Genomic DNA, 23,041 nt, shown 5'->3' on the forward strand with positions numbered 1-23,041 from the left:
CGGTCGCGTTCGTCGGTGGGGTGTAGGAAGCTCATGAGGACCAGGAGGATCCATGAAGTACATGCTGCTCGTCTGCGGCGACGACACCAACGACGCCTCGGGCATGGCCCCCGTCGAACCCTGGGTCGAGGAGCTCGGAGACCGTGGCGTACGGCAGCACGGGCACCGGCTCGCGCTGCCCGCCGACGCGGTGACCGTACGGGTGCGCGGCGGTGAAGTGCTGCGCACCGACGGGCCGTTCGCGGAGACCAAGGAGTACGTCGCCGGGTTCGACATCCTGGAGTGCGACAGTCTGGAGGAGGCGGTCCAGGCGGCCGCGAAACATCCCGTGGCGGCCATCGGGGCCATGGAGGTGCGGCCGTTCTGGGAGGACGAGGACGCGGAGGGGGAGATCCGGCGCCTCGACACCGAACTGACCGAAGCGGCGCGAACGGGGGACGTCGAGCGGATGGTCGCCTGCTACGCGCAGGATGCGGCGGTGGTGGAGAACGGCCGGGAGCACAGGGGCGTCGCAGCGCTCCGAAAGGTCCGGGCGGAGACCGGTCCTGTCAGCCGCGAGGTCCTGGAGTTCCGGGTCCACGTGGACGAGAGCATCGCCTTCGGCCACGCCCTCGTCCGCACCGGTGACCAGCTGCTGCGCGTCACCACTGGCTACCGCAACGCCGGTCCGCGCTGGCTGATCGTCCACGAGCACGTCACGGAGGTCACGTCATGAAGTACGTCCTGCTGATCTGCACCCCGGCCGGCGGCCCGGAACTCAGCCCCGCCGAGATCGCCGACGACCCCCGCTTCACCTCCTACATCGAGGAGGTCCGCAGCCGGGACGTCGTCAAGGGCGGCGCCCGCCTGCGCCCCGCCTCCGACGCCACCACCGTGCGCGTCCAGGGCGACGAGGTCCTGCTCACGGACGGGCCGTTCATCGAGTCCAAGGAGTACATCGCCGGCATCGACATCATCGAGGTCGCCGACCTGGACGAGGCGATCTCCCTCGCGTCCCGGCATCCGGCGGCGCTCGCGGGCGGCTCGGTGGAAGTACGGCCCGTGTGGGAGTGACCGCGGAAGAGGCCGTCGCCGCCGCCTTCCGGGAGGAGTGGGGCCAGGTCGTCGCCACCCTGATCCGGGTGACCGGCGACTGGGACCTCGCCGAGGAGTGCGCGCAGGACGCCTTCGCCCAGGCCCTCGACCGGTGGCGGCGCGACGGCGTCCCGCGCCGCCCCGGCGCCTGGCTCACCACGACCGCCCGCCACCGGGCCATGGACGTGCTGCGCCGGGAGGCGGTCGGGGCGCGGAAACTGCAGGAGGTGGCGATGCTCACGGGATACGAGGAGCCGTACGACGACAGCGGCGTCCAGGACGACCGGCTGCGCCTGATCTTCACCTGCTGTCACCCCGCGCTGCACATCGAGGCCCGGGTCGCCCTGACCCTGCGGACCCTCGCCGGGCTGACCACGCCGGAGATCGCCCGCGCCTTCCTCGTCCCCGAGGCGACCATGGCGCAGCGCCTGGTGCGCGCCAAGAAGAAGATCCGCAACGCCGGCATCCCCTACCGCGTACCGCCCGCCCACCTCCTGCCCGAGCGCACCACGGGGGTGCTCGGCGTGATCTACCTCCTGTTCAACGAGGGGTACGCGGCCACCTCGGGCGCAGGTCTCGTACGACGGAACCTGTGCGCGGAGGCCATCCGGCTGGCCCGTGTGCTGGCCCGCCTCATGCCCGACGAACCCGAAGCCCTCGGGCTGCTCGCGCTGCTGCTCCTGCACGACGCCCGCCGCGAGACCCGGGTGGACGCGGCCGGAGAGCTGGTGACGCTGGAGGACCAGGACCGCACGGCGTGGGACCACGCCGAGGTCGACGAGGGTGCCGCCCTGCTGGAGACGGCCCTGCGGCGCGGCCGTCCCGGCCCCTACCAGATCCAGGCCGCCGTCGCCGCCTGCCACACCACCGCGGCCACCGCCGCGGACACCGACTGGGCCGACATCGCCGCCCTGTACGGCGAACTGCTCCGCTTCGTGCCCTCGGCCGTGGTCCGCCTCAACCGCGCGGTCGCCGTCGGTATGGCCGAGGGCCCCGACGCGGGCCTGGCGCTGGTCGCGGAACTGGAGCGGGAGGGCGAGCTGCACGGCTACCACCTGCTCCCGGCCACCCGCGCCGACCTGCTGCGCCGCAGCGGCCGTACGACCGAGGCGGCCGAGGCGTACGAGCGGGCGCTGGAGCTGGTGGAGAACGACGCCGAGCGGAACTTCCTCGAAAAGCGGCTCGCGGAGTGCCGATCCGCGTAGAGGCTGCGCGGGAGCCCTCGCCCTGCTCAGGAGGCGGTGGCCGCCCGCGACTCCGCCTCCCTCGCGATCTCGTCGAACCGCGCTCCCATGGCCGCCGCCAGGGCCTGCGCGCCCGACAGCGGGCGGACCATGACCATCAGCCGGTCGATCAGCCCGTCCTCGTCGAGATGGATGAAGTCGCAGCCGTCCAGCGCCCGTTCGCCCACCCGGGTCGCGAACACCAGCGCGTGGTCGCGACCGTCCTCGCTGCTCAGCTCGCTCACATAGCGGAAGTCCTCGAAGACCTTCACCACCGCGCCCAGGATCGCCGCTGTGATGGCCTTGCCCTCGTACGGCTTGAACACGACCGGACTCGTGAACACCACGTTCTCGGCCAGCAACGCCTCGACGCCGCCCAGGTCTCCTGCTTCGACCGCTTCCCGGAACGCTCGCATCACGCCTCCATAGTCAATTTGTTGAGTAAGTGTGGAGTAGATTAATCATCCGCTGCCAGCCTGTCCATATGTCGCTCAAGTACGCCGTCCTCGCCGCCCCGCAGGCCGGCGGCCCTCCGTGACGAGTTGCTGATCAAGATCCAGGCCATGGACGGCACCGGCCCCGAAGCCACCCGGGAGCTGGTCGAGGAGCGTTTGTCCTGGGCGCGCGGCAGACTCGCCCGCTACGAGCGCGTCCGCGACCGGCTCCTCGACGGCCGCACCGAGGAGCAGTACCTCACGGAGGCCGAACGGATCGGCCCCTACCTCACGCTCATGGGCGGGATCGCCCTCGAAACGGCGAACGTCCGCTGGTGCGAGCGCGTTCTCGTGGTTCTGAAGCACCGGGCTCCCCTAAGCTGACGCGGATGTTCAGCCCTGAAGGCCCCAGCCTCCGCGAACTCGCCGTCCAGGCGCTGTCGTCCGTCGAGCGCGGCTACGACCTGCTCGCCCCCAAGTTCGACCACACCCCTTTCCGCACGCCGGACTCCGTACTGGACGCCGTGGCGTCCGCGCTGCGGCGGACCGGCCCCTTCGACGCCGGTCTCGACCTGTGCTGCGGCACCGGCGCAGGGGCCCGGGTGCTGACGCGGGTCTGCCGGGAGAGCGTCACCGGCGTCGACTTCAGCGCCGGGATGCTCGACATGGCCCGGCGGCGGACGCGGTCCGGGGGGCCGCGGGTGTCCTGGGTGCGGGGTGATGCGCGTGCCTTGCCGTTCGCCCCCGCCTCCTTCGATCTCGTGGTGAGTTTCGGTGCCTTCGGCCACTTCCTGCCCAGTGAGCTGCCGGGCCTGTTCGCCCAAGCCCGCGAGGTGCTGCGGCCCGGCGGCTGCTTCGCCTTCCCGATCGTCGCCCCGCCCCGCCCGAGCTCCCGCGCCTACTGGATGCTCCTCGGCTTCGACGCGGTGATGCGCGTGCGCAACGCCGTGTGGCGGCCGCCGTTCGTCATGTACTACCGGGACTTCCGGCTGGGAGACGTGCGACGGGAACTGGAATGGGCCGGCCTTCAGGTGGAGTTGCAGGCCCTGCCCGAGTTCGGGGAGCGCGGGGACGGCAGCCCACGGGTCCGCATGGTGGTGGCGAGGCGCCCTGTCTAGTCGGGCTGCCGGCGGAGCGCGGCGTACAACGCGTCGACCAGCGCCGTCTTGCGTGGGTCGTTGGCGATGTGGGGGCCCATCCGGTTCATCACGTACCCCAGCGAGACGCCCGCCTCCGGATCGGCCAGACCGCACGAGCCGCCGAAACCGTCGTGCCCGAAGGCGCGCGGATTGGGCCCGTACGAGCCGTTCGGCCCGCTGAGCCACAGACCCAGCCCGAGCTCCGTGTCGTCCCCGAGGCCGACGCCCAGCACCAGGTCGCGGCCGCTTCCCTGGCCCTCGCGCACCCGCTCGGCCGACTCCGGGGACAGGACGCGGCGGCCGCCGTAGGAGCCCCGGCCCGCGAAGACCCCGTAGAGCGCGGCTACGGCCCGGGCGGTGCCGTGACCGTTCGCGGCGGGGATCTCGGCGGCCCGCCACCCGGGCGTGTTCGCCTCGGCGGCGCCCGCCACGGGATTGGCCAGAGCGGCGATCGCCGCGGGCGTCAACTGCGCGAAGATCGCGGCCTGTTCGCTCGCCGACGCAGCGGGCGGATGCACCAGTTCCGCGGCGCGTACGGCCTCCTTCTCCGGCAGCCCGATGGTGAAGTCGATACCGAGCGGCCCGGTCACCTCCCGCTCCAGGAAGGCCCCCGGGAGCAGCCCCGATACCCGTCGGACGACCTCGCCGACGAGGAAGCCGTACGTCAGCGCGTGGTACCCCGACTGCGTCCCCGGCTCCCACCAGGGCTCCGTCGCGGCGAGCCGCCGGGTCGTCAACTCCCAGTCGTACAGCTCGGCGAGGGAGTGCGGCTCGCGCAGGCCCGCCAGGCCGGCCCGGTGCGACAGCAGATGCCGTACGAGGACCTTCTCCTTGCCCGCGGCGGCGAACTCCGGCCAGTAGAAGGCGACGGGCGCGTCGAAGTCGAGCAGTCCGCGATCGGCGAGGATGTGGGCGCACAGAGCGGTCGGGCCCTTCGTGGTCGACCACACGTTGACGAGCGTGTCGCGCTCCCACGGGCGGGTGCGGGCCGCGTCGGCCCAACCGCCCCACAGGTCCACCACGGTCTCGCCGTCGACCGTGACGCTCACCGCGGCGCCCAGCTCGCCGCGGTCCCGGAAGTTCTCCTCGAACACGCTGCGCACCGCCGCGAAGCGTTCGTCGCAGTGGCCGTGGACAGCTGACTCGCGCTCGGACATGCGCCCTCCGTCGTCGCCGGAAGCCCGGGCCGCACCGCCGCGACCCGCGCCTCCCGAACATACCGACTGGTCGGACTGGAGGGAAGCTCTGGGGCGGGACTCAGGCGGGGCTCAGGCGCGCGAGCCCAGCCACCGCACCTTCGCCGCCTCCTGGTAGGGGCCGCCGCCTTCGTGGTCGTTGAAGTCGTAGACCTCGATCGCCTTGTCTTCGTGCGCCCAGTTGTTGAACGCCGCGAAGACGGTGGACGGCGGGCAGGTCTGGTCCTCCAGGGCCGCCGAGAAGAGCGCCGGGGCACGGCCGCGGCTCGCGAAGTGCACGCCGTCGAAGTAGGCGAGGGTCTTCAGCACGTCCTCGAAGCGGCCGCGGTGCGTCTTGAGGTAGAGGCCTATCTCACGGTACGGGTGACGGTCCGTCAGGACCGCCGCGCGCGGGAAGTCGCACAGGAACGGCACGTCCGGGGCGACCGCCGCCAGGTCCGGGACCAGACCGCCCACCGCGATCGAGATGCCGCCGCCCTGGCTGCCGCCGAGCACGACCGTGCGTGCCGGGTCGGTCAGCGGGTGCGAACGGGCCGCCTCCACCGCGCGCACCGCGTCCGTGAACACCCGGCGGTAGTAGTAGTTCTCGGGAGCGTCGATGCCCCGGGTCATGAAACCGGGGTAGGCGGGACCACCGGCCACCGGGTCCGCCGTGCCGCCACCGCCACCCCAGGCGCTGCCCTGACCGCGGGTGTCCATCACGAAGTGCGCGCGGCCCGTCGACGCCCACAGCAGGTGCTCGTGCGGCAGTCCGCGCCCGCCGCCGTACCCGATGAACTCCACGACCACCGGCACCGGAGCGGAGACCTCGGCCGGGATCCTGAACCAGCCCTTGACCGGGTGGCCGCCGAACCCGGCGAACGTCACGTCGTACACCTTCACCGTGGACAGGCCCGTGTCGACGAGTTCGAAGCGGGCGTCCAGGTCGTGCTCGCGGGCCTCCTGAAGGGTCTTGGACCAGAAAGCGTCGAAGTCCTCGGGCTCGGCGGACTCACTGCGGTACTCGCGGAGCTCGTCCAGGGGGAGGTCGAACAGGGGCATGCAGGACCGCCTTAACGAAGAATCAGTGCCGGATGATCACACCGTACGTGGATGGTCCGATGAATCGCCAGGCCTTCGCCGTACCCGCCGCCTGCGATGACGCCATGAAGACGCCATGTCGACAACCGCGGATCCGCTGGTCGGAAACCCGGGATCGGCCGGTCCCGGAGGCAGCGCAGACAGCGCCCGCATACGGCGGGGTCAGGCCCGGCGGCGGCTCCACTGCGGCTCGGTGAGCGCCCACTCGCGCTCCCACTCGGCGAGCCGGTGCCGGCCCGCCGCACCGCGCACCACCGAGTGCCCGAGGAGGATCACGGCGATCGCCGCACCCGCCCCGCAGGCGCCCATCGTCACGGTGTGCTGCCAGATCGCGGTGCCGTCCGGGGGCGGGTCCACGTTCCGGCCCCGGGAGTCGAACCACACATCGACCTCCGCGCCCTGACGGGTACCGGCCGGGACGCGGGCCTCGGCTGTCCTCACCCCGCCCCCGGGCTCCGTCCAGCGCACGGACACCCGGTAGGAGCGCTCACGCCCGCTGTGGACGGTGGGCCGAGAGTCGGGGACCTCGCCGACGACCGCCGCGCGGACCTGATGACGTTCCGCGCGCTGCTCGCTCGCCACCGCACGGGCGTCGTCATGCGCCCACCAGCCCACGACCGCGCCGGCCAGCGGGGCGACCAGGAACAACAGAAGAGCGACGGTCAGTACCGTCCACGCCTCGACGACGTCCGACCGGCGCCTGAGCGGATTACGCCGCCAGCGCCAGCCGCGCACCCGGGTTCGCATGTCGACCTCCGCACCACGCACGCCCGCGAGTGGTCACACAGGTGTAGTACCCCTGCATCCGCCTCGTTCACTTGTGGGGGAGGGCACATCCGCGCGGCGTGTCCCTCCGCACCGCATGCACACGCGCACCACCCGTCAGCCGAAGCGCTCGATCCGGATCCGGTCCACCGGTTGACCCGCGTCCACGAGGAGCCGCGAGGCATGCTCGGCGAACGCGTTGGATCCGCACACATAGGCCTCCCACCCATTATCCGGCCGTTCGGCCAGGAACGGCAGAACATGTGCCGCCGCCATACGTCCCACGCGCACACCCTCCGGCGCGCTCCGCGTGAAGACGGTCGTCGTCTCGGCGCCGAACTCCCGTGCGTAGATGAGCTCCTCGGGACTGCGGGCCGACACCAGCAGCCGCAACGGCACGGTCAGCCCGCGCACCCGGTGGTGCCGCACCATCGACATCAGCGGAACGACTCCGGACCCGGCCCCGATCAGCAGCGCGGGCCGGTCACCGGGCCAGGCGAAGAAACCGCTCAGCGGCCCGCGCACCTCGACCTCGTCCCCGGGCTCGGCCTCCGTGTGGAACCAGCCCGAGACCTCACCGTCCGTCACGTGGTCCAGGGTCAGCTCGATGTGCCCGGCGTCGTCGGGAGGGGACGCGATCGAGTAGTGGCGCTGAGCCGTGTAACCGTCCGGGGCGGTCAGCCGCAGCATCAGATGCTGGCCGGGCAGATGCCCCTGCCAGGCGGGTACCGCGAAGCGGAACGTGGAGGCGTGCGGGGTCTCCCGGCGGACCTCGGTGAGCGTGGCCGTCTGCCAGGTGGCGGCGGCCCGGTTGCTCACGGCGATACGGCCGGGCACGGCGAACCGCGTGGCGGGGACGAACGCCGGGGAAGGCAGCGTCTCAGTCACCGGAGTACCTCTGTTCCTTCCACGGGTTGCCCCGCGCGTGATAGCCGTTCTGCTCCCAGAAACCCGGCTCGTCATGGTCGAGCAGGGTCAGCCCCGCGACCCACTTGGCGCTCTTCCAGAAGTACAGGTGCGGCACCAGTAGCCGCGCCGGGCCGCCGTGTTCGGCGGGCAGCGGCTTTCCGTCGTACTCCCACGCGATCCAGGCCCGCCCGCCGGTCAGGTCCGCGAGCGGGAGGTTGGTGGTGTACCCGGTGTGCGAGTAGGCGACGACATGTGTGGCGGACCCATGTGGCCGCACCACATTGAGGAAGGCGTCCAGCGAGACACCCGCGAACCGCACCCCGAACTTCGACCAGCTCGTCACACAGTGGATGTCACCCTCGTAGGCCGACGCCGGCAGCGTATGCGCCTCGTCCCAGTCCCAGGTGCGAGGCTGTTCGACCAGCCCGTCCACGCGGAACGTCCAGTCGGCCGGTGACAGGTCCGGTGTGACCTCCGCGGAGAGTACGGGCCAGTCGTCGCCCGCGTCGTACTGACCGGGCGGGAGCCCGGCGTTGTCGACACGAGGGCGTCCGGTGAAGCCTCGGGTGACCTTCATGCCTCAACCGTACGCTGCCGCCGCGCATGCTCCGTCCCTGGTCAGTGCCCCGATCATTGCGGCCGCATGAACACTGGCCGGGTTCGGGAATAGCCGTCGCGCGCCGCTCCTTGGCGCTGGAGTGCCGGGTCGGTGCCCTGGTGAGAGTGCGAGGAGAGTGAGGAAGCAGATGCCCAAGGCGTATGTCTTCACGCGGTACGGCGGTCCGGAGACCGAGGCGTTCGCGGACCTGGACCGGCCGACACCCGGACCCGGCCTGCTCCTGGTCGCCGTCCGCGCGGCGGGAGTGAACCCCGTGGACTGGAAGCAGCGCACCGGCTACCGCCGCCCCGGCGAGAGCGGCGAGCGCGCATTCCCCGTCGTGCTCGGCAACGAGGTCTCCGGTGTCGTGGCGGAGATCGGTGAGGGCGTCGAAGGGTTCGCCGTCGGTGACGAGGTCTTCGGTACCGCGTCGGCCGGGGGCTACGCCGAGTACACACTCGTACCGGCCGCCATCGCCGCCCACAAGCCCGCCGAGCTGTCCCACACGGTCGCCGCCACCCTGACCGTCGCCGCCGCCACCGCGTACGACGGCGTACGCCAGCTCGCTCTGCCGTCAGGCGCGACCCTGCTGGTCACGGGTGCCGGCGGGGGAGTCGGCGCGGCGGCCGCGCAGATCGCCCGCGCCTTCGGCCTGCGCGTGATCGGCGTCGCGGGCACGGCCAAGAAGGACTTCGTCGAGTCGCTCGGCGCCGTCCACGTCGCCTCCGGGCCCCAGTGGGCCGGGCGCGCACGGTCGGCGGCACCGGACGGCATCGACGCCGTCTACGACCTCGTCGGCGGCGAAGTGCTCACCGAAGCCGCCGAACTGCTCGCCGACCGGACGAGGCTGATCACCGCCGCGGCCCCGGAGGAGACCGTGCGGCAGTTGGGCGGCGCCCGCGTGACCCGGGCCCGCAGCGCGGCCGTGCTCGAGGAGGTGGCACGGCTCGTGCTGGACGGTGACCTGGACCCGCATGTCACCAGGACGTTCCCCCTCGACGAGGCCGGCGAGGCGCTGCGCACGGTCGAGGAAGGCCATGCGCGAGGCAAGATCGTGATCGAGGTCGCCCGATGAGCGACCGCACACGGCAGCCGCACGACGACGCGGTGTACGAGGACGTGCCGGCCCCGCACGTTCTCGACAATCCCGCCTTCGCCTCCCTGACCGGCCCGCACGCCCACTTCGCCGAGAAGCGCGGACGGATCCTGCGTTACCCCGTGGACGTCTCTCCCTGGCTGGCCCTGCCGAACGCCCCGGACGCCGACGACTGGGCCGCTGTCGCGGCGCTCGCGGGCCCCGGCGCCGAGGTGCCGCTGGCCGGCTACATGGGCCGGGTTCCTGACGGCTGGGAGATCACCTTCCACATCGAGGGCGTGCAGCTGGTGGACGACGGCCTCGCCACCGCGCCCGATCCGGAGGCGGTCAGGCTCGGCCCCGCCGACGTGCCCGAGATCCTCGACCTGATCGCCCGGACCCAGCCCGGCCCCTTCCTGCCCCGCACCATCGAGATGGGCACCTACCTGGGCATACGCAGGGAAGGCGCCCTCGTCGCCATGGCGGGGGAGCGGCTGCACCCGCCGGGCTGGACCGAGATCAGCGCGGTCTGCACCGACCCCGCCGTGCGCGGCCAGGGCCTCGCCACGCGCCTGGTCCGCGCCGTCGCGCACGGCATTCGAGAACGCGGCGAGACCCCCTTCCTGCACACCGGCGCCAAGAACACCAACGCCATCCGGCTCTACGAGTCCCTCGGCTTCCGACTCCGCCGCAGAACGGCCTTCCTCGCGGCACGGACTCCCGAGCGCCTGGCCGAGGCGGTGTCCTGAACGGGCCGTCGGGTCAGGACTCCTCGGTCGTTTCCGGCCAGGTGTTGTAGCGCACGAGGTACCCCGCGAACCGTTCCAGGTCCTCCTCGGACCACTCCGCGAGCCGCTCACCCACGGCGGCCCGGCGGCTCACCGTGACCTGACCGAGGATGCTCCGGCCTGCCTCGGTCAGGTGCAGCACCTGGACGCGGTGGTCCTCCGGGTCCGGGCGCCGCTCGAGGAGCCCGGCCCGCTCCAGGGCGGTGACCTGACGGCTCACGGTGGACTTGTCCAGGGCGTAGTGGGCGGCCAGGTCGGTGGCGCGGCAGCCGTCGCGCTCCTCCAGATGCCCGAGGAGGGTGTACGACACCAGGGACAGTTCGGGATGCAGACGTCCTGCCGAGGCCCGTGCCCGTCGCGCGAAGACCGTCATCTCGCGCTGGATCGTCTCCACGGCCGTGGGTGCTTTCACCGGACCTCCCTCACAGTGCTGGTTGCAGAATACAACTCATGCCCCACGGCGGCGCCGTCGGGACGCGTCGCCGGTGTAGGGTGGCCGTCCGGCTGAGGGACGTCCCAGCCGTGAGTACAGAGGAGGTGGGACCCATCGACGCAGTGTCAGATCGGGTGCTCTCTCCTCGTATCGGCGCGGATCACCGCCTGTAGGCGGCCGCCGGAGCGCCCTTCGCGTCCTTCGAAAGGCTCTCGGCTTCCATGCCCTCGCTGTCTCCCCGCTTCGCCTCCGCCGACTCCGTCGTCACCGCACTCCGCGCCGCGGGCTGCGTCTTCGCCGAGGACGAGGCCCGGCTGATCCTCACCTCCGCACGTACCCCGGACGAACTGGCCGCCATGGTGGACCTCCGGGTCGCCGGACACCCTCTCGAACTCGTCGTCGGCTGGGCCGAGTTCCGAGGTCTGCGCATCACCGTTGCCCCCGGCGTCTTCGTGCCCCGCCGCCGCACCGAGTTCCTCGTCGAACAGGCCCTCGCCCAGGTGCCGGACGCCTCCGTCGTCGTGGACCTGTGCTGCGGCTCGGGTGCCGTCGGCGCCGCGCTCGCCGCCGCGCTGGGTCCGGTCGAACTGCACGCCGCCGACATCGACCCGGCCGCCGTGGACTGCGCCCGCCGCAACACCGCCGACGTGGGCGCCCACGTCCATACCGGCGACCTCTTCGAGGCTCTGCCCGACGGCCTGCGGGGCCGCGTCGACATCCTCGCGGCCAACGTCCCCTACGTCCCCACCGGAGAGGTGGCCCTCCTCCCCTCCGAGGCCCGCGACCACGAGCCCCTGGTCGCCCTCGACGGCGGCACCGACGGCCTGGACGTCCTGCGTCGCGTCGCGTCCGAGGCCCCCCGCTGGCTCGCCCCCGGCGGCTGCCTCCTCGTCGAGACGAGCGAGCGCCAGGCCGACGCCGCCGTCGACGCCTTCACGCGCAGCGGCCTCACGACCCGCCTGGCGGTCTCCGAGGAGCTCTACGCCCAGGTCGTGCTCGGCACCAGGACGTAGGAGCGTCGTCCGCGCCGGGACCTGCTGCCCCTCACACCCAGCTCGGTGTCCACGTCCCCGTGTCCGGCGGCTCGGGCCGGGTCGTGTGCAGGTGGGATCTGAGGGCGTCCAGGGTCGGATGCGGGTTGTCGGCGCGCCAGATCAGGGAGTGGGGGTAGACCGGAGTGGGCCCGTGCACCGGGATGCGGCGCAGGTCCTGGTCGGACGGCCAGACCAGGCGGGTCAGTTCGCCCACGAAGGTGGCCAGGGTCGAGGAGTCGGCGATCGTGTCTAGGAGGGGGTCGGTGCCGAAGTCGGGTCCGGTGACCTCGATGGTGAGACCGAAGGTGGCGGCGAGGTCGTCGTAGTACGTACCCCATTCGGTCCCCGTGACCAGGCCGGGCATCCAGATGCGGTGCCCGGCCAGCCGGGACGGTTCCACCGTGCGGGCGGCCGCGAGCGCGTGGTCCGGGCCGGTGAGCAGTTGGATCGGCTCGTCGTAGACCCGGGCGGACGCGATGCCGTCGATCGCCTGCCGGGCGGAATGGGGGACGGCGCGGAAGGAGGCGTCGATCGTGCCGGACCGCAGGGCGGCGAGGGCCGCGTCGGCGTCGAACAGGGTCACGACGTCGAGCTCGATGCCGGGATGCGTGCGGTGGAAGGCGCGCAGCAGTTCCGCGGGGGCGAGCCGGCGGCCGATCACGTCGACCCGCAGGGCACGGCTGCCCGGCCGTACCGAAGCTGCCGCCCGTTCTGCGGCCCGCAGGAGATCGCGGGCGTGCGGCAGGAACGCCTGTCCGTCGATGGTGAGGCGGGCGCCGCGCGGAGTGCGGGTGAAGAGCCGGGCGCCGAGTTCCTTCTCCAGCGCGGCGACCCGCTTGGACACGGCCTGCTGGGTGATCGCCAGCCGGTCGGCGGCCTCCTGGAAGCGCCCCGCGTCCGCCACGGCGACAAAGGTGCGTACGGCGTCGAGATCCATGCGGGAAGCCTAGGCCGTCCCCTGCACAACCTGAGGTTGTGTCAGTCCGGTCCCCTGGTTGTTTGATAGGCGGGCCCGGCACTCGGTTTGATGGCGTCGGTCAACGTGCGGTTGTCGACGAGGGGGCTGTGGGAGTGGACGGGAGACGGTCGCTGGGCCGGCGGTTCGGGTGGCTGTGGGCGGCCTACGCGGTCAGTGCGTTCGGCACCTCGCTGTCGTTCGGCGCCTTCCCGCTGATCGCCGTCCTCGTGCTGCACGCCGGCCCGGCCGCGGTGTCCGCGCTGGCGGCCGCGGGGCTCGCGGTCGGGGCCGTGGTGGCGGTGCCGCTCGGACCCTGGGTGGAGTTCCGCGACAAGCGACCGGTGATGGTCGCGATGGACCTCGTCCGGTTCGCGGCACTGCTGAGCGTCCCCGCCGCATACGCCCTCGGCGCGCTGAGCTTCCTCCAGCTCCTCGCCGTGTCGGTGGTCGTCGCGGCGGCCGACATCACCTTCACCTCCGCCTCCGGGGCCTTCCTCAAGTCCCTTGTCGGTCCGGAGGACCTGCTGGTCGCCAACGGGCGCTTCGAGGCGACGAACTGGACCTCCATCCTGGTCGGCCCGCCCCTCGGCGGCGCCGCCATCGGGATCTTCGGCCCGGTGACGACCCTGGTGGCCGACGCCGTCAGCTATCTGCTGTCGGCGCTGGGGATCCGCGCGATCGGCGGCGGTGAACCGCGCCCCGCACCCTCCACCGGCGCGGCGAAGGGCTCCCTCCTGGAGGGCTGGCGCTGCATCCTGGCCAGTCCCGCCCTGCGCCCGCTGTTCTTCAACACGGTGCTGGTCAACGCCCTGATCATGGTGTCCATGCCGCTGCTCACCGTCCTGATGCTCGGCCCGCTGGGCTTCGCCCCCTGGCAGTACGCCCTCGCGTTCTCGGTGCCGTGCATCGGCGGCCTGCTCGGCTCACGGATGGCCCGCCCGCTGGTCGCCCGGTACGGGCGGCACCGCGTCCTGCTCACCTCGGGCGTCCTGCGCGCGTGCTGGCCGCTCGGCCTGGCCTTCATCGGCCCCGGTACGGCCGGACTCGTACTCGTCATGGCGATCGAGCTCGGGGTGATCACGTCCTGCGCAGTCTTCAACCCGGTGTTCTCCACCTACCGGCTCGAGATGACGCCGACGGACCGGGTGGTCCGTACCCTCTCCGCCTGGTCCGTCACCGGAAAGCTGGTCACCGCGGCCCTGACCGCCCTGTGGGGCCTGCTGGCGGCCTTCACCGGAACGCGTGAGGCGATCGCCCTGGCCGGCCTCCTGCTGCTGGCCACGCCCCTCCTGCTGCCCCGGCGGCCCGCCGCCCCGCGTGAGGAGCTTCAGGACTCCCTGCCCTCCGCCATCGGACCCCCGTGAGGCCGGCCCCATGGACCGCGGCCCGGGAATCCGCCGTGGCCGTCGTCCGCACCGGTGCCGACGAAGACCTGGGCGGCGGTCCTGGGTCCGTCGTCGGAGAGCCTGCCAGTCACATGGACCGTGTCGCCCTTCTTCAGCGTGCCGGCTCCTGAGCCGGACGTGCCGTCCCGGAGCACCCTGGCGTCCGAGCCGACGGTCCACTTCCACTCGGCGCCGTCCTCGCTCTTCACGGTGACCTGGTCGCCGTCCACCTTCTCGACGGTGCCCGACTGCCAGGTCCGCACGACCCACTTGCCGGACCCGACGTCCTTGACGGTCTCCTCACCGTGCACGGCACCGCCCCGCAGGCCGAACCAGGGCCCCCTGCCGTCCGGTGACTTCGAGGACGACGGTGACGAGGCCGCCGCCGGTGTCGTGCTGCCGGGGCCGTCCGAGGCGGCGGCGTAGGCGACCGTGCCGCCGACGGCCAGGACACCGACCGTGGCCGCCGCGATCACCGCCCGTGCCCGCACGGGCTGGCGCTCCCAGCTCCCGCGCAGGCCCCGGTGCTCGGATCCGGTCCCGCCCGGGCCCGTGAGGACCTCACCGGGCCCGTCGAGGGGCTCTTCACCCGGCGTGTGTTCCTGGTCCCGTTCGTGCGTCACGGCTCGCTCCCATCGGCCCCGGCACCTGGCGTCCCCACGCCGTGCCCTGCTGAGATTGTGGGAAGAACCCGGTAAGGATCCGGTAATGGGGGCCTGTGAATTCGGAGGTCCCGTCCCACCCGCCCCGGGCGGTCACTGCTGTGTCTGCACCCGCGCGATCAGCAGCGCCACGTCGTCGGAGTTGTCCGGTTGGTGCAGGGTGCGCAGCAGCACGTCGCAGACCTCCTCCAGCGGTCGGTCGGGGCCGTCGAGGAGTTCGAGGAGCGCGTCCAGGCGCTCGTCGAGCGGATGCTGGCGGGTCTCGACGAGGCCGTCGGTGTAGAGGACGAGCCGGTCGCCGGGTTCGAGGCCGACGGTGGTCGTGGAGAAGGCGACCCCGCCCACGCCCAGCGGGGCCCCCGTGGGCAGGTCGAGCAGTTCCGGCGGACGGCCCGGGCGCAGCCGTACCGGTGGCAGATGCCCGGCGTTGGCGATCCGGCACTGCCCGAGGCCCGGATCGTGCACGGCGTACACGCAGGTGGCGATGGAATGCTCCGGGCCCTGGCTCTCGGTGATCCGGTCGAGGTGTTCCAGGAGCCTGGCCGGGTCGAGGTCGAGGGAGGCCAGGGTGTTCGTCGCGGTGCGCAGCCGGCCCATGGTCGCGGCGGCGTTGATGCCGCTGCCCATCACATCGCCCACCACCAGCGCCGTCTTGCCGCCCTCCAGGGGGATCACGTCGAACCAGTCGCCGCCGACCTCGGCGGTGGCGCCCGCAGGCTGGTAACGGGAGGCGACCTCCAGTCCGCCGGTCACCGAGGGGTGGCTGGGCAGCATGCTGCGCTGGAGGGTGAGAGCGGTGTTGCGGGCGTCCTGGTACCAGCGCGCGTTGTCGATCTGTACGGCCGCGCGGGCCGCGAGTTCCCGCGCCAGCAGCAGGTCGTCCTCGCCGAACGGCTCGGGGTTGGCGGCGCGCTTGAGGTCGAGGGCACCGAGCACCTCACCGCGCGCGATCAGTGGCACGGCCAGGTAGGAGTGCACCCCGGCCCTGGCCAGCAGCGCGGCCGCCTCCGGTGAGCGGGCGATGCGGGTGAGGTCGGCGGGCCCGACCCGCGCCACCAGGACCGGGCTTCCGGTGCGCACGCACTCGGTGACCAGACGCTCGGCGGCGTACCGGGCCACCTGCCCGGGTGGGTCCGCCGCGTTGAGGGCGTCCGGGGCGCCGGTCGCCTCGACGGCCAGCGGGCGGATCACGGCGGGCTCGGCGGGGCCGAGGGTGCTCGGTCTGCCCTGCACCACCGCCTCCAGCAGGTCGACCGCCGCCACGTCCGCCAGTTCCGGCACCGCCACGCCGGCCAGCTCCCGGGCGGTGCGGTCCAGGTCCAGCGTGGTGCCGATGCGGGCGGAGGCGTCGGCGACGAGCGCCAGCCGGCGCCGGGCGGTCTCGGCCTCCACGGTCGCCAGATGCTGTTCGGTCACGTCCAGCACCGAGGCGGCGACCCCGAGGACGGTCCCCAGCGAGTCCTCCAGGCGGTACAGCGAGACCGACCAGGCGTGTTCCGAGTCGGGGTCCGCGGCCGTACGGCCGACCGTGTGGAGGTCGACCAGCGGCTTGCCGGTCCGCAGCACTTCCCGCGCGGCGGTTTCGAAGGCGGCCGCGTCGAGGTGCGGCAGGATTTCGCCGATCTTGCGCCCGACATGGTCCTCGGCCGGTACTCCGTTCAACTGCTCCAGCGCCGGGTTCACCGAGACGTACCGCAGCTCGGTGTCCAGTACGGCCAGTCCGATCGGGGACTGGGACACCATGCGCGTGGAAAGCGCCACGTCCCGCTCCAGCCGGCGCACGATCTCGTGGTCGGCGCACAGGCCCAGCGCGTAGACGCCGCCCCGGTCGTCCAGCAGCCGCATGTTGCGGAACTCGACCAGTCTGGTGCCGCCGTCCTTGTGCCGGACGGGAAAGGCGCCGGCCCAGCTCTGGCCGGTCTCCATGACGTCGGCGAACAGCTTGACGACCAGGTCGACGTGCTGCTCGTTGATCATCAGGTGGGCGGCATACTTGCCGAGCGCCTCCTGCGCGCTGTAGCCGAACAGCTCCTCGGCCTGGGGGCTCCACAGCACGATGCGTCCCTCGGTGTCCGTGACCACCGAGGCCATGCCGAGTACGTCGAGCAGTCCGCTCGGCCGCACGGTGCCGCGCGCGGGCTCCCCGCCCTCGGACGCGGGTATTCCGGCTGCACCCATTGCACGAACCGCCTTCGACCGTCCTCGCGGCACGCCGTACCCCCGTGCCGACTCCCCTTGTTCTATCGCGCTCCACCGCCTCCGCCATCACGCGGTGGTGTTCTTCCACCATCTCTCAACACGGGGGCGCGCGTCCGGTGAAGTGCGCTGGGGTGACGAAAGCCCTTTGTTCACCAACTTGGTCTGTACATGTCGACCCCGCGGTCGTCAGACTGTCCGCCGAGCCACGCCACCCCCGCCCCTGAAGCCTCAGGAGTCCTCATGCCCCTGCGCGCCGGACAGCGTTGTCACGCGCTACTCGCCGCCCTGGCCACCCTCACCGCGACAGCCCTCATGGCTGCCGCCCCGACCGCCTCCGCCGCCGACACCTGGACCGAGACCGGATCCGACCGCGCCGACCCGCTCACCGAGAGCCAGGGCCTGACCTCGGTCGAGGTCCCCGCCGGCGCCGCCAACCGGTACACCGGCATCGGCACCATCCCCGTCGGCGTGAGCAGCCGCGGCTGGAACCACGTCGGCGACCCCGACGCCTCCTACGACGGGCACTACATCGAGCCCTACCAGGCCGACTCCGGCACCGCGAAGATGTTCCGGGTGCAGGCGCCGGACGGGACCTGGTCCGAGTACGTCCACACGCTCGGCTCCGGAGAGGCGCTCAACAACTCCTGGGTCGCGATCTCGCCCGACGGACAGTGGATGCTGTCGGGCGAGTACGGCACCATGAGCCGCTTCCTGGTCTTCCCCACGCCCGGCGTCAACGCGAGCACCTCGCCCTCGGCGAACCTTCCGCAGGCGGCCACCGTCACCCTCGACCACGCCGTACGGGACGTACAGGGCTGCGACTTCGTGAGCGCCACGCAGCTGCTGTGCTCGTCCGACGACCCGGCGGGCACGCTCTTCGGCTACACCAAGCCGCTCCTCCAGATCGACCTGTCCGCCGCCCCGACCGGCACGGCGAACGTCACCGGGCATGTCACGGCACTGCGCCAACTGCCCCTCAGGAGCTCGTGTTCCGGCGAGTTCGAGGCGGAGGGCATCGACTACGACCGCCGTACCGCGACCCTGCGCGTGATCGTCGTCTCACCCGGCTTCTGCGTGCTGACGGACAGCAAGACGTACCGCTTCACCAGGAGTTGAGCCCCTGACGGAAGGTGCCGGCCCGCCACGGAAATGAGGGTCGGCACCGATGGCGGGGCCGCACGGGCGGATGCAACGGTGGACGAACACCCCACCGACAAAGGGAGTTCGCGCATCCATCCCCGTGAAGCACAGCCCGTCCGTCCTTCCGTGCCCTCGCGGGAGGTGAACCATGGGACACGCTGACACCCTGCTCGCCATGGGCGGCGCCTTCCTCGCCGCCGCGTTCCTCGCCCGTCTCGGCGGCCGGATCGGACTGCCGACCATCCCGCTGTTCATGCTCGCCGGCATCCTCCTCGGCCCGCACACCCCCGGCATCGTCCTGATCGAGGACGCGCACGACTTCGAGATGCTCTCCGCGCTTGGCCTGGTGCTGCTGCTGTTCTACCTGGGCCTGGAGTTCCACGTCGACGACCTGCGCACCGGCGGCAGACGGCTCCTGGCGGCGGGCGGCATCTACCTGCTGGCCAACGTCGGCGTGGGCCTCGGCTTCGGGTTCGCCCTGGGCTGGGGGACCCGCGAGGCCCTGGTGCTCGCCGGAGTCCTCGGCATCTCCTCCTCGGCGATCGTCACCAAGATCCTGATCGACCTGGGGCGCATCGGCCGCCCCGAGACCCGGCTCATCCTCGGCGTCATCGTGGTCGAGGACATCTTCCTCGCGCTCTACCTCGCCGCCCTGCAGCCGGTCATCAGCGGTGCCAGCGGACCGGTGGAGGTGCTCCTGCAGTCCGGCAAGGCCTTCGGGTTCCTGCTGGTGCTGGCCGCCGCCGCCCGGTACGGCACGCGCTGGATCGGCCGGCTGATCCACGTCAGGGACGACGAACTCCTGGTCATCAGCTTCCTCGGCGCCGCGGTGCTCGTCGCCGGTGTCTCCGAGGTCCTGGGCGTCGCCGACGCCATCGGGGCCTTCATGGTGGGCCTGATCCTGGCGGGCACCCCCTCCGGGCCCCGCATCCGACGGCTGGTGCACCCGCTGCGCGACGCCTTCGCCGCGATCTTCTTCTTCGCGTTCGGGCTGTCCATCGACCCCGGCGTCGTCACGTCCGTCGCCGGACCCGTCGCCGCCGCGGCGGCCGTGACCGTGGTGATGAACATCGTCGCGGGTCTGCTCGTCGCCCGCCTCTACGGCTACGGCGCCCAGCCCGCCGCCGACATCGCCACGACCCTGGTGGCCCGTGGGGAGTTCGCCCTGATCCTCGGTGCGATGGCGGCCAGTGCGGGGCTCGACGCACGTCTGGCGCCGTTCATCGCCGGGTATGTCCTTGTCCTGGCCGTTCTCGGTCCGGTGGCCGCGGGGCGGGCCCATCTGCTGGCCCGGGCCCTGGGCGCACGTCGTGCCCGGCCGTCCGGGGACGACACCGCACCGGAGCCGGTTCCCGTCGGGGTGGGTGCGGACCTCGAACGGTAGGGGCCGTCCGAAGGAGGAGCCATGCACCGGCCCGACGACGAACACCTGGGCGATCTCGCGGCACGGCTGGAGCGTGAGGACCCACGGTTCGCGCGTGCACTGGGGTCGGGCCGGCCGGCCCGACCCCGCGAGTACCGGCGCACCAGTGCCTGGGGCACCCTTGCCGTCGCGGTGGCCTTCCTGGTCGTCGGAATGGTCCTGCCGGAGGGCATCCTCGTGGCCGCGGGCCTCGTGCTCGCCGGTATCGCCGTGCCGCTGTTCGACCCGCACCGGGACCGTCCGCACAACTGACGCCGCCGGTAGTGCTCCGGGAAAGGTGGTGCTTCTCTGAGGATGTGGCGCGGTTCGCTGGGAACCCGGCGGTACCGGTCATGCCCGAGAGAGGAGCCATCACGATGGAACGCGAGCGATCGCACGAGGAGTCCGTCTCCCTGGAGATCAGCGGATGCAGCGCGGAGGACGCGCGGATCGTCTTCGACACGCTGAACGCGTGCTTCGAGTCCGACCGAGGTGCCGACGACGTGCCGCAGCAGCTGCATGAGAGCCGGCCGATGGTGTGGCTCGGCACCTTCGAGGTCACCGACGCACAGGAGTGCCCGCCGCCGGCGCGGTTGTCGTCCTCCGTGGAGGCCGACGCGCAGGGGGGCTACTGGGCCATCGAGAAGCTGCGTACGACGTTGGACTCGATGTTCACGGTGCGGGATCTCTCCTCCGCCTCGGGAGATCAGGAACGGGAGCTGCATGTGCGGCTGGAGAGCCGTTGAGCGTGGGCCGGCCGGCCGACTTGCTCCGGGTGGGCCGGCCGGTCGGTCACCCCGCGTACAGCCCGTGCGCACCGGCACTACGTTGGCGGCATTCCACCTGAACATCACCCGACGTGGCCCGGATCACCCCTCCCCGGTTGTGCAACTAGTTGCATAAAGACGGCGCGGTCCTCTACAACAGAGAGGCACAAGACCGCGACGGAGGGGCCCCCATGAGCCGATACCCGCACCTGCTGAGCCCGCTCGACCTGGGCTTCACCACTCTGCCCAACCGCGTCCTGATGGGTTCGATGCATGTCGGCCTGGAGGAGGCCGAGCGCGGGTTCGAGCGCATGGCGGAGTTCTACGCGGCCCGCGCGCGTGGGGGAGTGGGCCTGATCGTCACCGGCGGCATCGCGCCCAACGACGAGGGCCGTCCCTACGAAGGCGGCGCGAAGCTCACCACGGACGCGGAGGCCGAGCAGCACCGGGCGGTCACCGAGGCCGTGCACCGTGCGGGCGGCCGGATCGCGATGCAGATCCTGCACTTCGGCCGGTACGCCTACCACCGGGACCTGGTCGCCCCGAGTCCCCTCCAGGCGCCGATCAGCCCCTTCCCGCCCCGCGAGCTCACCGACGCCGAGGTCGAGCGGACCATCGACGACTACGCCCGTGCCGCCCGCCTCGCCCGCAAGGCCGGATACGACGGCGTCGAGATCATGGGCTCCGAGGGCTACCTCATCAACGAGTTCATCGCAGCCCAGACCAACCACCGCACGGACGGATGGGGAGGGTCGTACGAGAACCGCATGCGCTTCCCCGTGGAGATCGTGCGGCGGGTGCGCGAGGCCGTCGGCGAGGACTTCATCATCGTCTACCGGCTGTCCATGCTGGACCTCGTCCCGGGCGGCTCCACGCTCGACGAGGTGATCACGCTCGGCAAGGCCGTCGAGGCCGCCGGAGCCACGATCATCAACACCGGCATCGGCTGGCACGAGGCCCGCATCCCCACGATCGCGACCTCGGTGCCGCGCGGCGCCTACACCTGGGTGACCAAACGGCTCATGGGCGAGGTGTCCGTCCCGTTGGTCACCACCAACCGCATCAACACCCCCGAGCTGGCGGAGGAGTTGCTCGCCGACGGGTACGCGGACATGGTGTCGATGGCCCGCCCGATGCTCGCCGATCCCGACTTCGTGGTGAAGGCCGCCGCCGGGACGCCGGAGGCCATCAACACCTGCATCGGCTGCAACCAGGCCTGCCTCGACCACACCTTCAGCCTGAAGATCACCTCCTGTCTGGTCAACCCGCGTGCCTGCCACGAGACCGAGCTGGTGCTGGCCCCGACCCGGCTGAAGAAGCGCGTCGCGGTCGTCGGCGCGGGACCGGCCGGACTGGCCTGTGCGGTGAGCGCCGCCGAACGCGGCCACGAGGTCACGCTGTTCGACGCCGCGAGCGAGATAGGCGGCCAGCTCAATGTCGCCCGCCGGGTTCCCGGCAAGCAGGAGTTCGACGAGACGATCCGCTACTTCCGCCACCAGCTCGCCGCCCACGGCGTGGACGTACGGCTCGACACCCGAGTGGACGCGGGGGACCTGTCCGCCTACGACGAGGTCGTCGTCGCCACCGGCGTCACCCCGCGCACCCCCGACATCCCGGGCGTCGACCACCCCAGCGTGGTCGGCTACCTCGACGTCCTGCGGGACAACGCCCCCGTCGGCGACCGGGTCGCGATCCTCGGCGCCGGAGGCATCGGATTCGACGTCGCCGAGTTCCTGACCGACGGCGGCGACAAGGCGAGCGAGGACCCGGCGACGTACTTCCGTCTGTGGGGCGTCGACATGGACTACACGGCACCCGGCGGACTCGCCGCCCCCGAACGCCCCGCCCCGCCCCGCTCGGTCCATCTGCTCCAGCGCAAGGAGGGCAAGGTCGGCGCCGGGCTCGGCAAGACCACCGGCTGGATCCACCGCGCCGAGCTCAAGCACCGGGGAGTCGGCATGGTCCCGGGGGTGCGCTACGACCGTATCGACGACGCCGGCCTGCACATCACCGTCGGAGAGGAGAGCACGGTCCTGGAGGTCGACACGATCGTCCTGTGCACCGGGCAGGAACCGCGCCGGGACCTGTACGAGGAGCTCGTCGCGGCGGGCCGCAGCGCGCATCTGATCGGCGGGGCGGACGTGGCCGCGGAGCTGGACGCAAAGCGGGCGATCAAGCAGGGCACCGAGGTCGCGGCCGCCCTCTAGACCGACAGGCGCCGTCCCTAGGATGACTCCATGTCACTCCCGCACGCGATCCTCACCGCTCTGCTCGAAAGGCCGTCGGCGGGGCTGGACCTGACCCGGCGGTTCGACAGGTCGATCGGCTACTTCTGGTCGGCCTCGCACCAGCAGATCTATCGCGAGCTGGGAAAGCTGGAGGCCGAGGGCCACATCCGGGCCATTCCCGCGGCCCAGCCGACCCGGGGGCAGAAGAAGAGCTACGAGGTCCTGCCCGCCGGCCGCGCCGAACTCGAACGCTGGACGGCCGCGCCGCAGGACCCCAAGCCGCACCGGGACGCGATGCTGCTGCGGCTGCGCGCGGCGGCCGTCGTCGGCACCGAGGGGCTCGAAGCCGACCTGCGACGCCATCTCGATCTGCACCGGCGGCAGTTGGCGGAGTACGAGGAGATCCAGAAGCGCGACTTCCCGCCCGGCGACGACAGCGCGCAGGCCAGGCTTCAGCACCTGGTCCTGCGCGCGGGCATCGAGCTGGAGACCTTCTGGACCCGGTGGCTCACCGAGGCCCTGGAGGAGTTCGGTGAACTCCCGGACCGGTGA

General features: G+C 72.0%; 24 protein-coding genes and 1 pseudogene. 15 read left to right on the forward strand and 10 right to left on the reverse strand.

The window, feature by feature from the left end; all coding sequences use genetic code 11:
- The first annotated feature begins 52 nt into the window (after positions 1-52).
- From ACFYRX_RS20510 to ACFYRX_RS20520, 3 genes are read left to right on the forward strand one after another with little or no spacing between them, the layout of a single operon-like run.
- Complete coding sequence (locus ACFYRX_RS20510) at positions 53-715, forward strand: YciI family protein (RefSeq protein ID WP_389101499.1); 663 nt, start codon at positions 53-55, stop codon at positions 713-715.
- A complete protein-coding gene (locus tag ACFYRX_RS20515; RefSeq protein ID WP_389101501.1) occupies positions 712-1,053 on the forward strand; it encodes a YciI family protein in 342 nt (113 codons plus the stop codon). The genes ACFYRX_RS20510 and ACFYRX_RS20515 overlap by 4 nt, the downstream gene beginning before the upstream one ends.
- The gene (locus ACFYRX_RS20520; RefSeq protein ID WP_389101503.1) at positions 1,050-2,279 is read left to right on the forward strand and encodes an RNA polymerase sigma factor; all 1,230 of its coding nucleotides are present in this window, start codon (positions 1,050-1,052) and stop codon (positions 2,277-2,279) included. The genes ACFYRX_RS20515 and ACFYRX_RS20520 overlap by 4 nt, the downstream gene beginning before the upstream one ends.
- Before the next feature lie 26 nt (positions 2,280-2,305).
- Here the strand turns inward: ACFYRX_RS20520 and ACFYRX_RS20525 are convergent, their stop codons facing one another.
- Positions 2,306-2,713: a nuclear transport factor 2 family protein gene (locus ACFYRX_RS20525; protein WP_389101504.1), complete on the reverse strand. Its 408-nt coding sequence runs from the start codon at positions 2,711-2,713 to the stop codon at positions 2,306-2,308.
- A gap of 87 nt (positions 2,714-2,800) precedes the next feature.
- Here ACFYRX_RS20525 and ACFYRX_RS20530 point away from each other — a divergent pair.
- Both ACFYRX_RS20530 and ACFYRX_RS20535 read left to right on the forward strand, forming a co-directional pair.
- A pseudogene (locus ACFYRX_RS20530) lies at positions 2,801-3,115 on the forward strand (PadR family transcriptional regulator); the annotation flags it as partial.
- Positions 3,116-3,120: 5 nt separating this feature from the next.
- Positions 3,121-3,849: a methyltransferase domain-containing protein gene (locus ACFYRX_RS20535; RefSeq protein ID WP_389101506.1), complete on the forward strand. Its 729-nt coding sequence runs from the start codon at positions 3,121-3,123 to the stop codon at positions 3,847-3,849.
- Here ACFYRX_RS20535 and ACFYRX_RS20540 read toward each other — a convergent pair.
- From ACFYRX_RS20540 to ACFYRX_RS20560, 5 genes are all read right to left on the reverse strand, one after another.
- Entirely contained in the window at positions 3,846-5,027 is a 1,182-nt protein-coding gene (locus ACFYRX_RS20540) for a serine hydrolase domain-containing protein (protein ID WP_389101508.1), read from the reverse strand. The two genes, ACFYRX_RS20535 and ACFYRX_RS20540, sit on opposite strands and share 4 nt — an antisense overlap.
- Positions 5,028-5,138: 111 nt before the next feature.
- Positions 5,139-6,107 carry an acetylxylan esterase gene (locus ACFYRX_RS20545; protein ID WP_389101510.1) on the reverse strand — a complete coding sequence of 323 codons (969 nt, stop codon included), beginning with the start codon at positions 6,105-6,107 and terminating at the stop codon, positions 5,139-5,141.
- 201 nt (positions 6,108-6,308) lie between these two features.
- A complete protein-coding gene (locus tag ACFYRX_RS20550; protein WP_389101511.1) occupies positions 6,309-6,893 on the reverse strand; it encodes a DUF3592 domain-containing protein in 585 nt (194 codons plus the stop codon).
- Between the two features lie 135 nt (positions 6,894-7,028).
- The gene (locus tag ACFYRX_RS20555) at positions 7,029-7,799 is read right to left on the reverse strand and encodes a ferredoxin reductase (protein WP_389101512.1); all 771 of its coding nucleotides are present in this window, start codon (positions 7,797-7,799) and stop codon (positions 7,029-7,031) included.
- Entirely contained in the window at positions 7,792-8,397 is a 606-nt protein-coding gene (locus ACFYRX_RS20560; protein WP_389101514.1) for a sulfite oxidase-like oxidoreductase, read from the reverse strand. Before ACFYRX_RS20560 ends, ACFYRX_RS20555 begins: the two co-directional genes overlap by 8 nt.
- Positions 8,398-8,566: 169 nt before the next feature.
- Between ACFYRX_RS20560 and ACFYRX_RS20565 the strand changes: the two genes are divergently transcribed.
- Together ACFYRX_RS20565 and ACFYRX_RS20570 are read left to right on the forward strand one after the other, a co-directional pair.
- A complete protein-coding gene (locus tag ACFYRX_RS20565; protein WP_389101516.1) occupies positions 8,567-9,493 on the forward strand; it encodes an NADP-dependent oxidoreductase in 927 nt (308 codons plus the stop codon).
- Positions 9,490-10,242, forward strand: a complete 753-nt coding sequence (locus tag ACFYRX_RS20570; protein WP_389101518.1) for a GNAT family N-acetyltransferase — start codon at positions 9,490-9,492, stop codon at positions 10,240-10,242. Before ACFYRX_RS20565 ends, ACFYRX_RS20570 begins: the two co-directional genes overlap by 4 nt.
- 13 nt (positions 10,243-10,255) lie before the next feature.
- Here ACFYRX_RS20570 and ACFYRX_RS20575 read toward each other — a convergent pair whose 3' ends face one another.
- Positions 10,256-10,654 carry a MarR family winged helix-turn-helix transcriptional regulator gene (locus ACFYRX_RS20575; protein WP_389101669.1) on the reverse strand — a complete coding sequence of 133 codons (399 nt, stop codon included), beginning with the start codon at positions 10,652-10,654 and terminating at the stop codon, positions 10,256-10,258.
- A 281-nt stretch (positions 10,655-10,935) separates the two neighbouring features.
- Here ACFYRX_RS20575 and ACFYRX_RS20580 point away from each other — a divergent pair, with 281 nt between their 5' ends.
- Positions 10,936-11,727 carry a putative protein N(5)-glutamine methyltransferase gene (locus ACFYRX_RS20580; RefSeq protein ID WP_389101520.1) on the forward strand — a complete coding sequence of 264 codons (792 nt, stop codon included), beginning with the start codon at positions 10,936-10,938 and terminating at the stop codon, positions 11,725-11,727.
- A gap of 31 nt (positions 11,728-11,758) precedes the next feature.
- Here the strand turns inward: ACFYRX_RS20580 and ACFYRX_RS20585 are convergent, their stop codons facing one another.
- Positions 11,759-12,685, reverse strand: coding sequence for a LysR family transcriptional regulator (locus ACFYRX_RS20585; protein WP_389101522.1), 927 nt, complete (start codon positions 12,683-12,685; stop codon positions 11,759-11,761).
- A gap of 134 nt (positions 12,686-12,819) precedes the next feature.
- Between ACFYRX_RS20585 and ACFYRX_RS20590 the strand changes: the two genes are divergently transcribed.
- A complete protein-coding gene (locus tag ACFYRX_RS20590; protein WP_389101524.1) occupies positions 12,820-14,070 on the forward strand; it encodes an MFS transporter in 1,251 nt (416 codons plus the stop codon).
- Here the strand turns inward: ACFYRX_RS20590 and ACFYRX_RS20595 are convergent.
- Positions 14,034-14,714 (reverse strand): hypothetical protein, encoded by a 681-nt coding sequence (locus ACFYRX_RS20595; RefSeq protein ID WP_389101526.1) that lies wholly within the window; start codon positions 14,712-14,714, stop codon positions 14,034-14,036. The two genes, ACFYRX_RS20590 and ACFYRX_RS20595, sit on opposite strands and share 37 nt — an antisense overlap.
- A gap of 132 nt (positions 14,715-14,846) precedes the next feature.
- Entirely contained in the window at positions 14,847-16,931 is a 2,085-nt protein-coding gene (locus tag ACFYRX_RS20600; RefSeq protein WP_389101528.1) for a SpoIIE family protein phosphatase, read from the reverse strand.
- Positions 16,932-17,192: 261 nt separating this feature from the next.
- On the opposite strand from ACFYRX_RS20600, the gene ACFYRX_RS20605 reads away from it, so the two are divergent.
- From ACFYRX_RS20605 to ACFYRX_RS20630, 6 genes are all read left to right on the forward strand, one after another.
- A complete protein-coding gene (locus ACFYRX_RS20605) occupies positions 17,193-18,068 on the forward strand; it encodes a hypothetical protein (RefSeq protein ID WP_389101529.1) in 876 nt (291 codons plus the stop codon).
- 172 nt (positions 18,069-18,240) lie between these two features.
- Positions 18,241-19,476 carry a cation:proton antiporter gene (locus ACFYRX_RS20610; protein ID WP_389101531.1) on the forward strand — a complete coding sequence of 412 codons (1,236 nt, stop codon included), beginning with the start codon at positions 18,241-18,243 and terminating at the stop codon, positions 19,474-19,476.
- A 21-nt stretch (positions 19,477-19,497) separates the two neighbouring features.
- Positions 19,498-19,767: a DUF3040 domain-containing protein gene (locus tag ACFYRX_RS20615; protein WP_389101533.1), complete on the forward strand. Its 270-nt coding sequence runs from the start codon at positions 19,498-19,500 to the stop codon at positions 19,765-19,767.
- Positions 19,768-19,871: 104 nt separating this feature from the next.
- Positions 19,872-20,240 (forward strand): hypothetical protein, encoded by a 369-nt coding sequence (locus ACFYRX_RS20620; protein ID WP_389101535.1) that lies wholly within the window; start codon positions 19,872-19,874, stop codon positions 20,238-20,240.
- A gap of 212 nt (positions 20,241-20,452) precedes the next feature.
- Positions 20,453-22,468 (forward strand): FAD-dependent oxidoreductase, encoded by a 2,016-nt coding sequence (locus tag ACFYRX_RS20625; RefSeq protein ID WP_389101537.1) that lies wholly within the window; start codon positions 20,453-20,455, stop codon positions 22,466-22,468.
- A 30-nt stretch (positions 22,469-22,498) separates the two neighbouring features.
- Positions 22,499-23,041, forward strand: coding sequence for a PadR family transcriptional regulator (locus ACFYRX_RS20630; RefSeq protein WP_389101539.1), 543 nt, complete (start codon positions 22,499-22,501; stop codon positions 23,039-23,041).

The organism is Streptomyces sp. NPDC005374 (assembly GCF_042872225.1).
GTDB lineage: Bacteria > Actinomycetota > Actinomycetes > Streptomycetales > Streptomycetaceae > Streptomyces.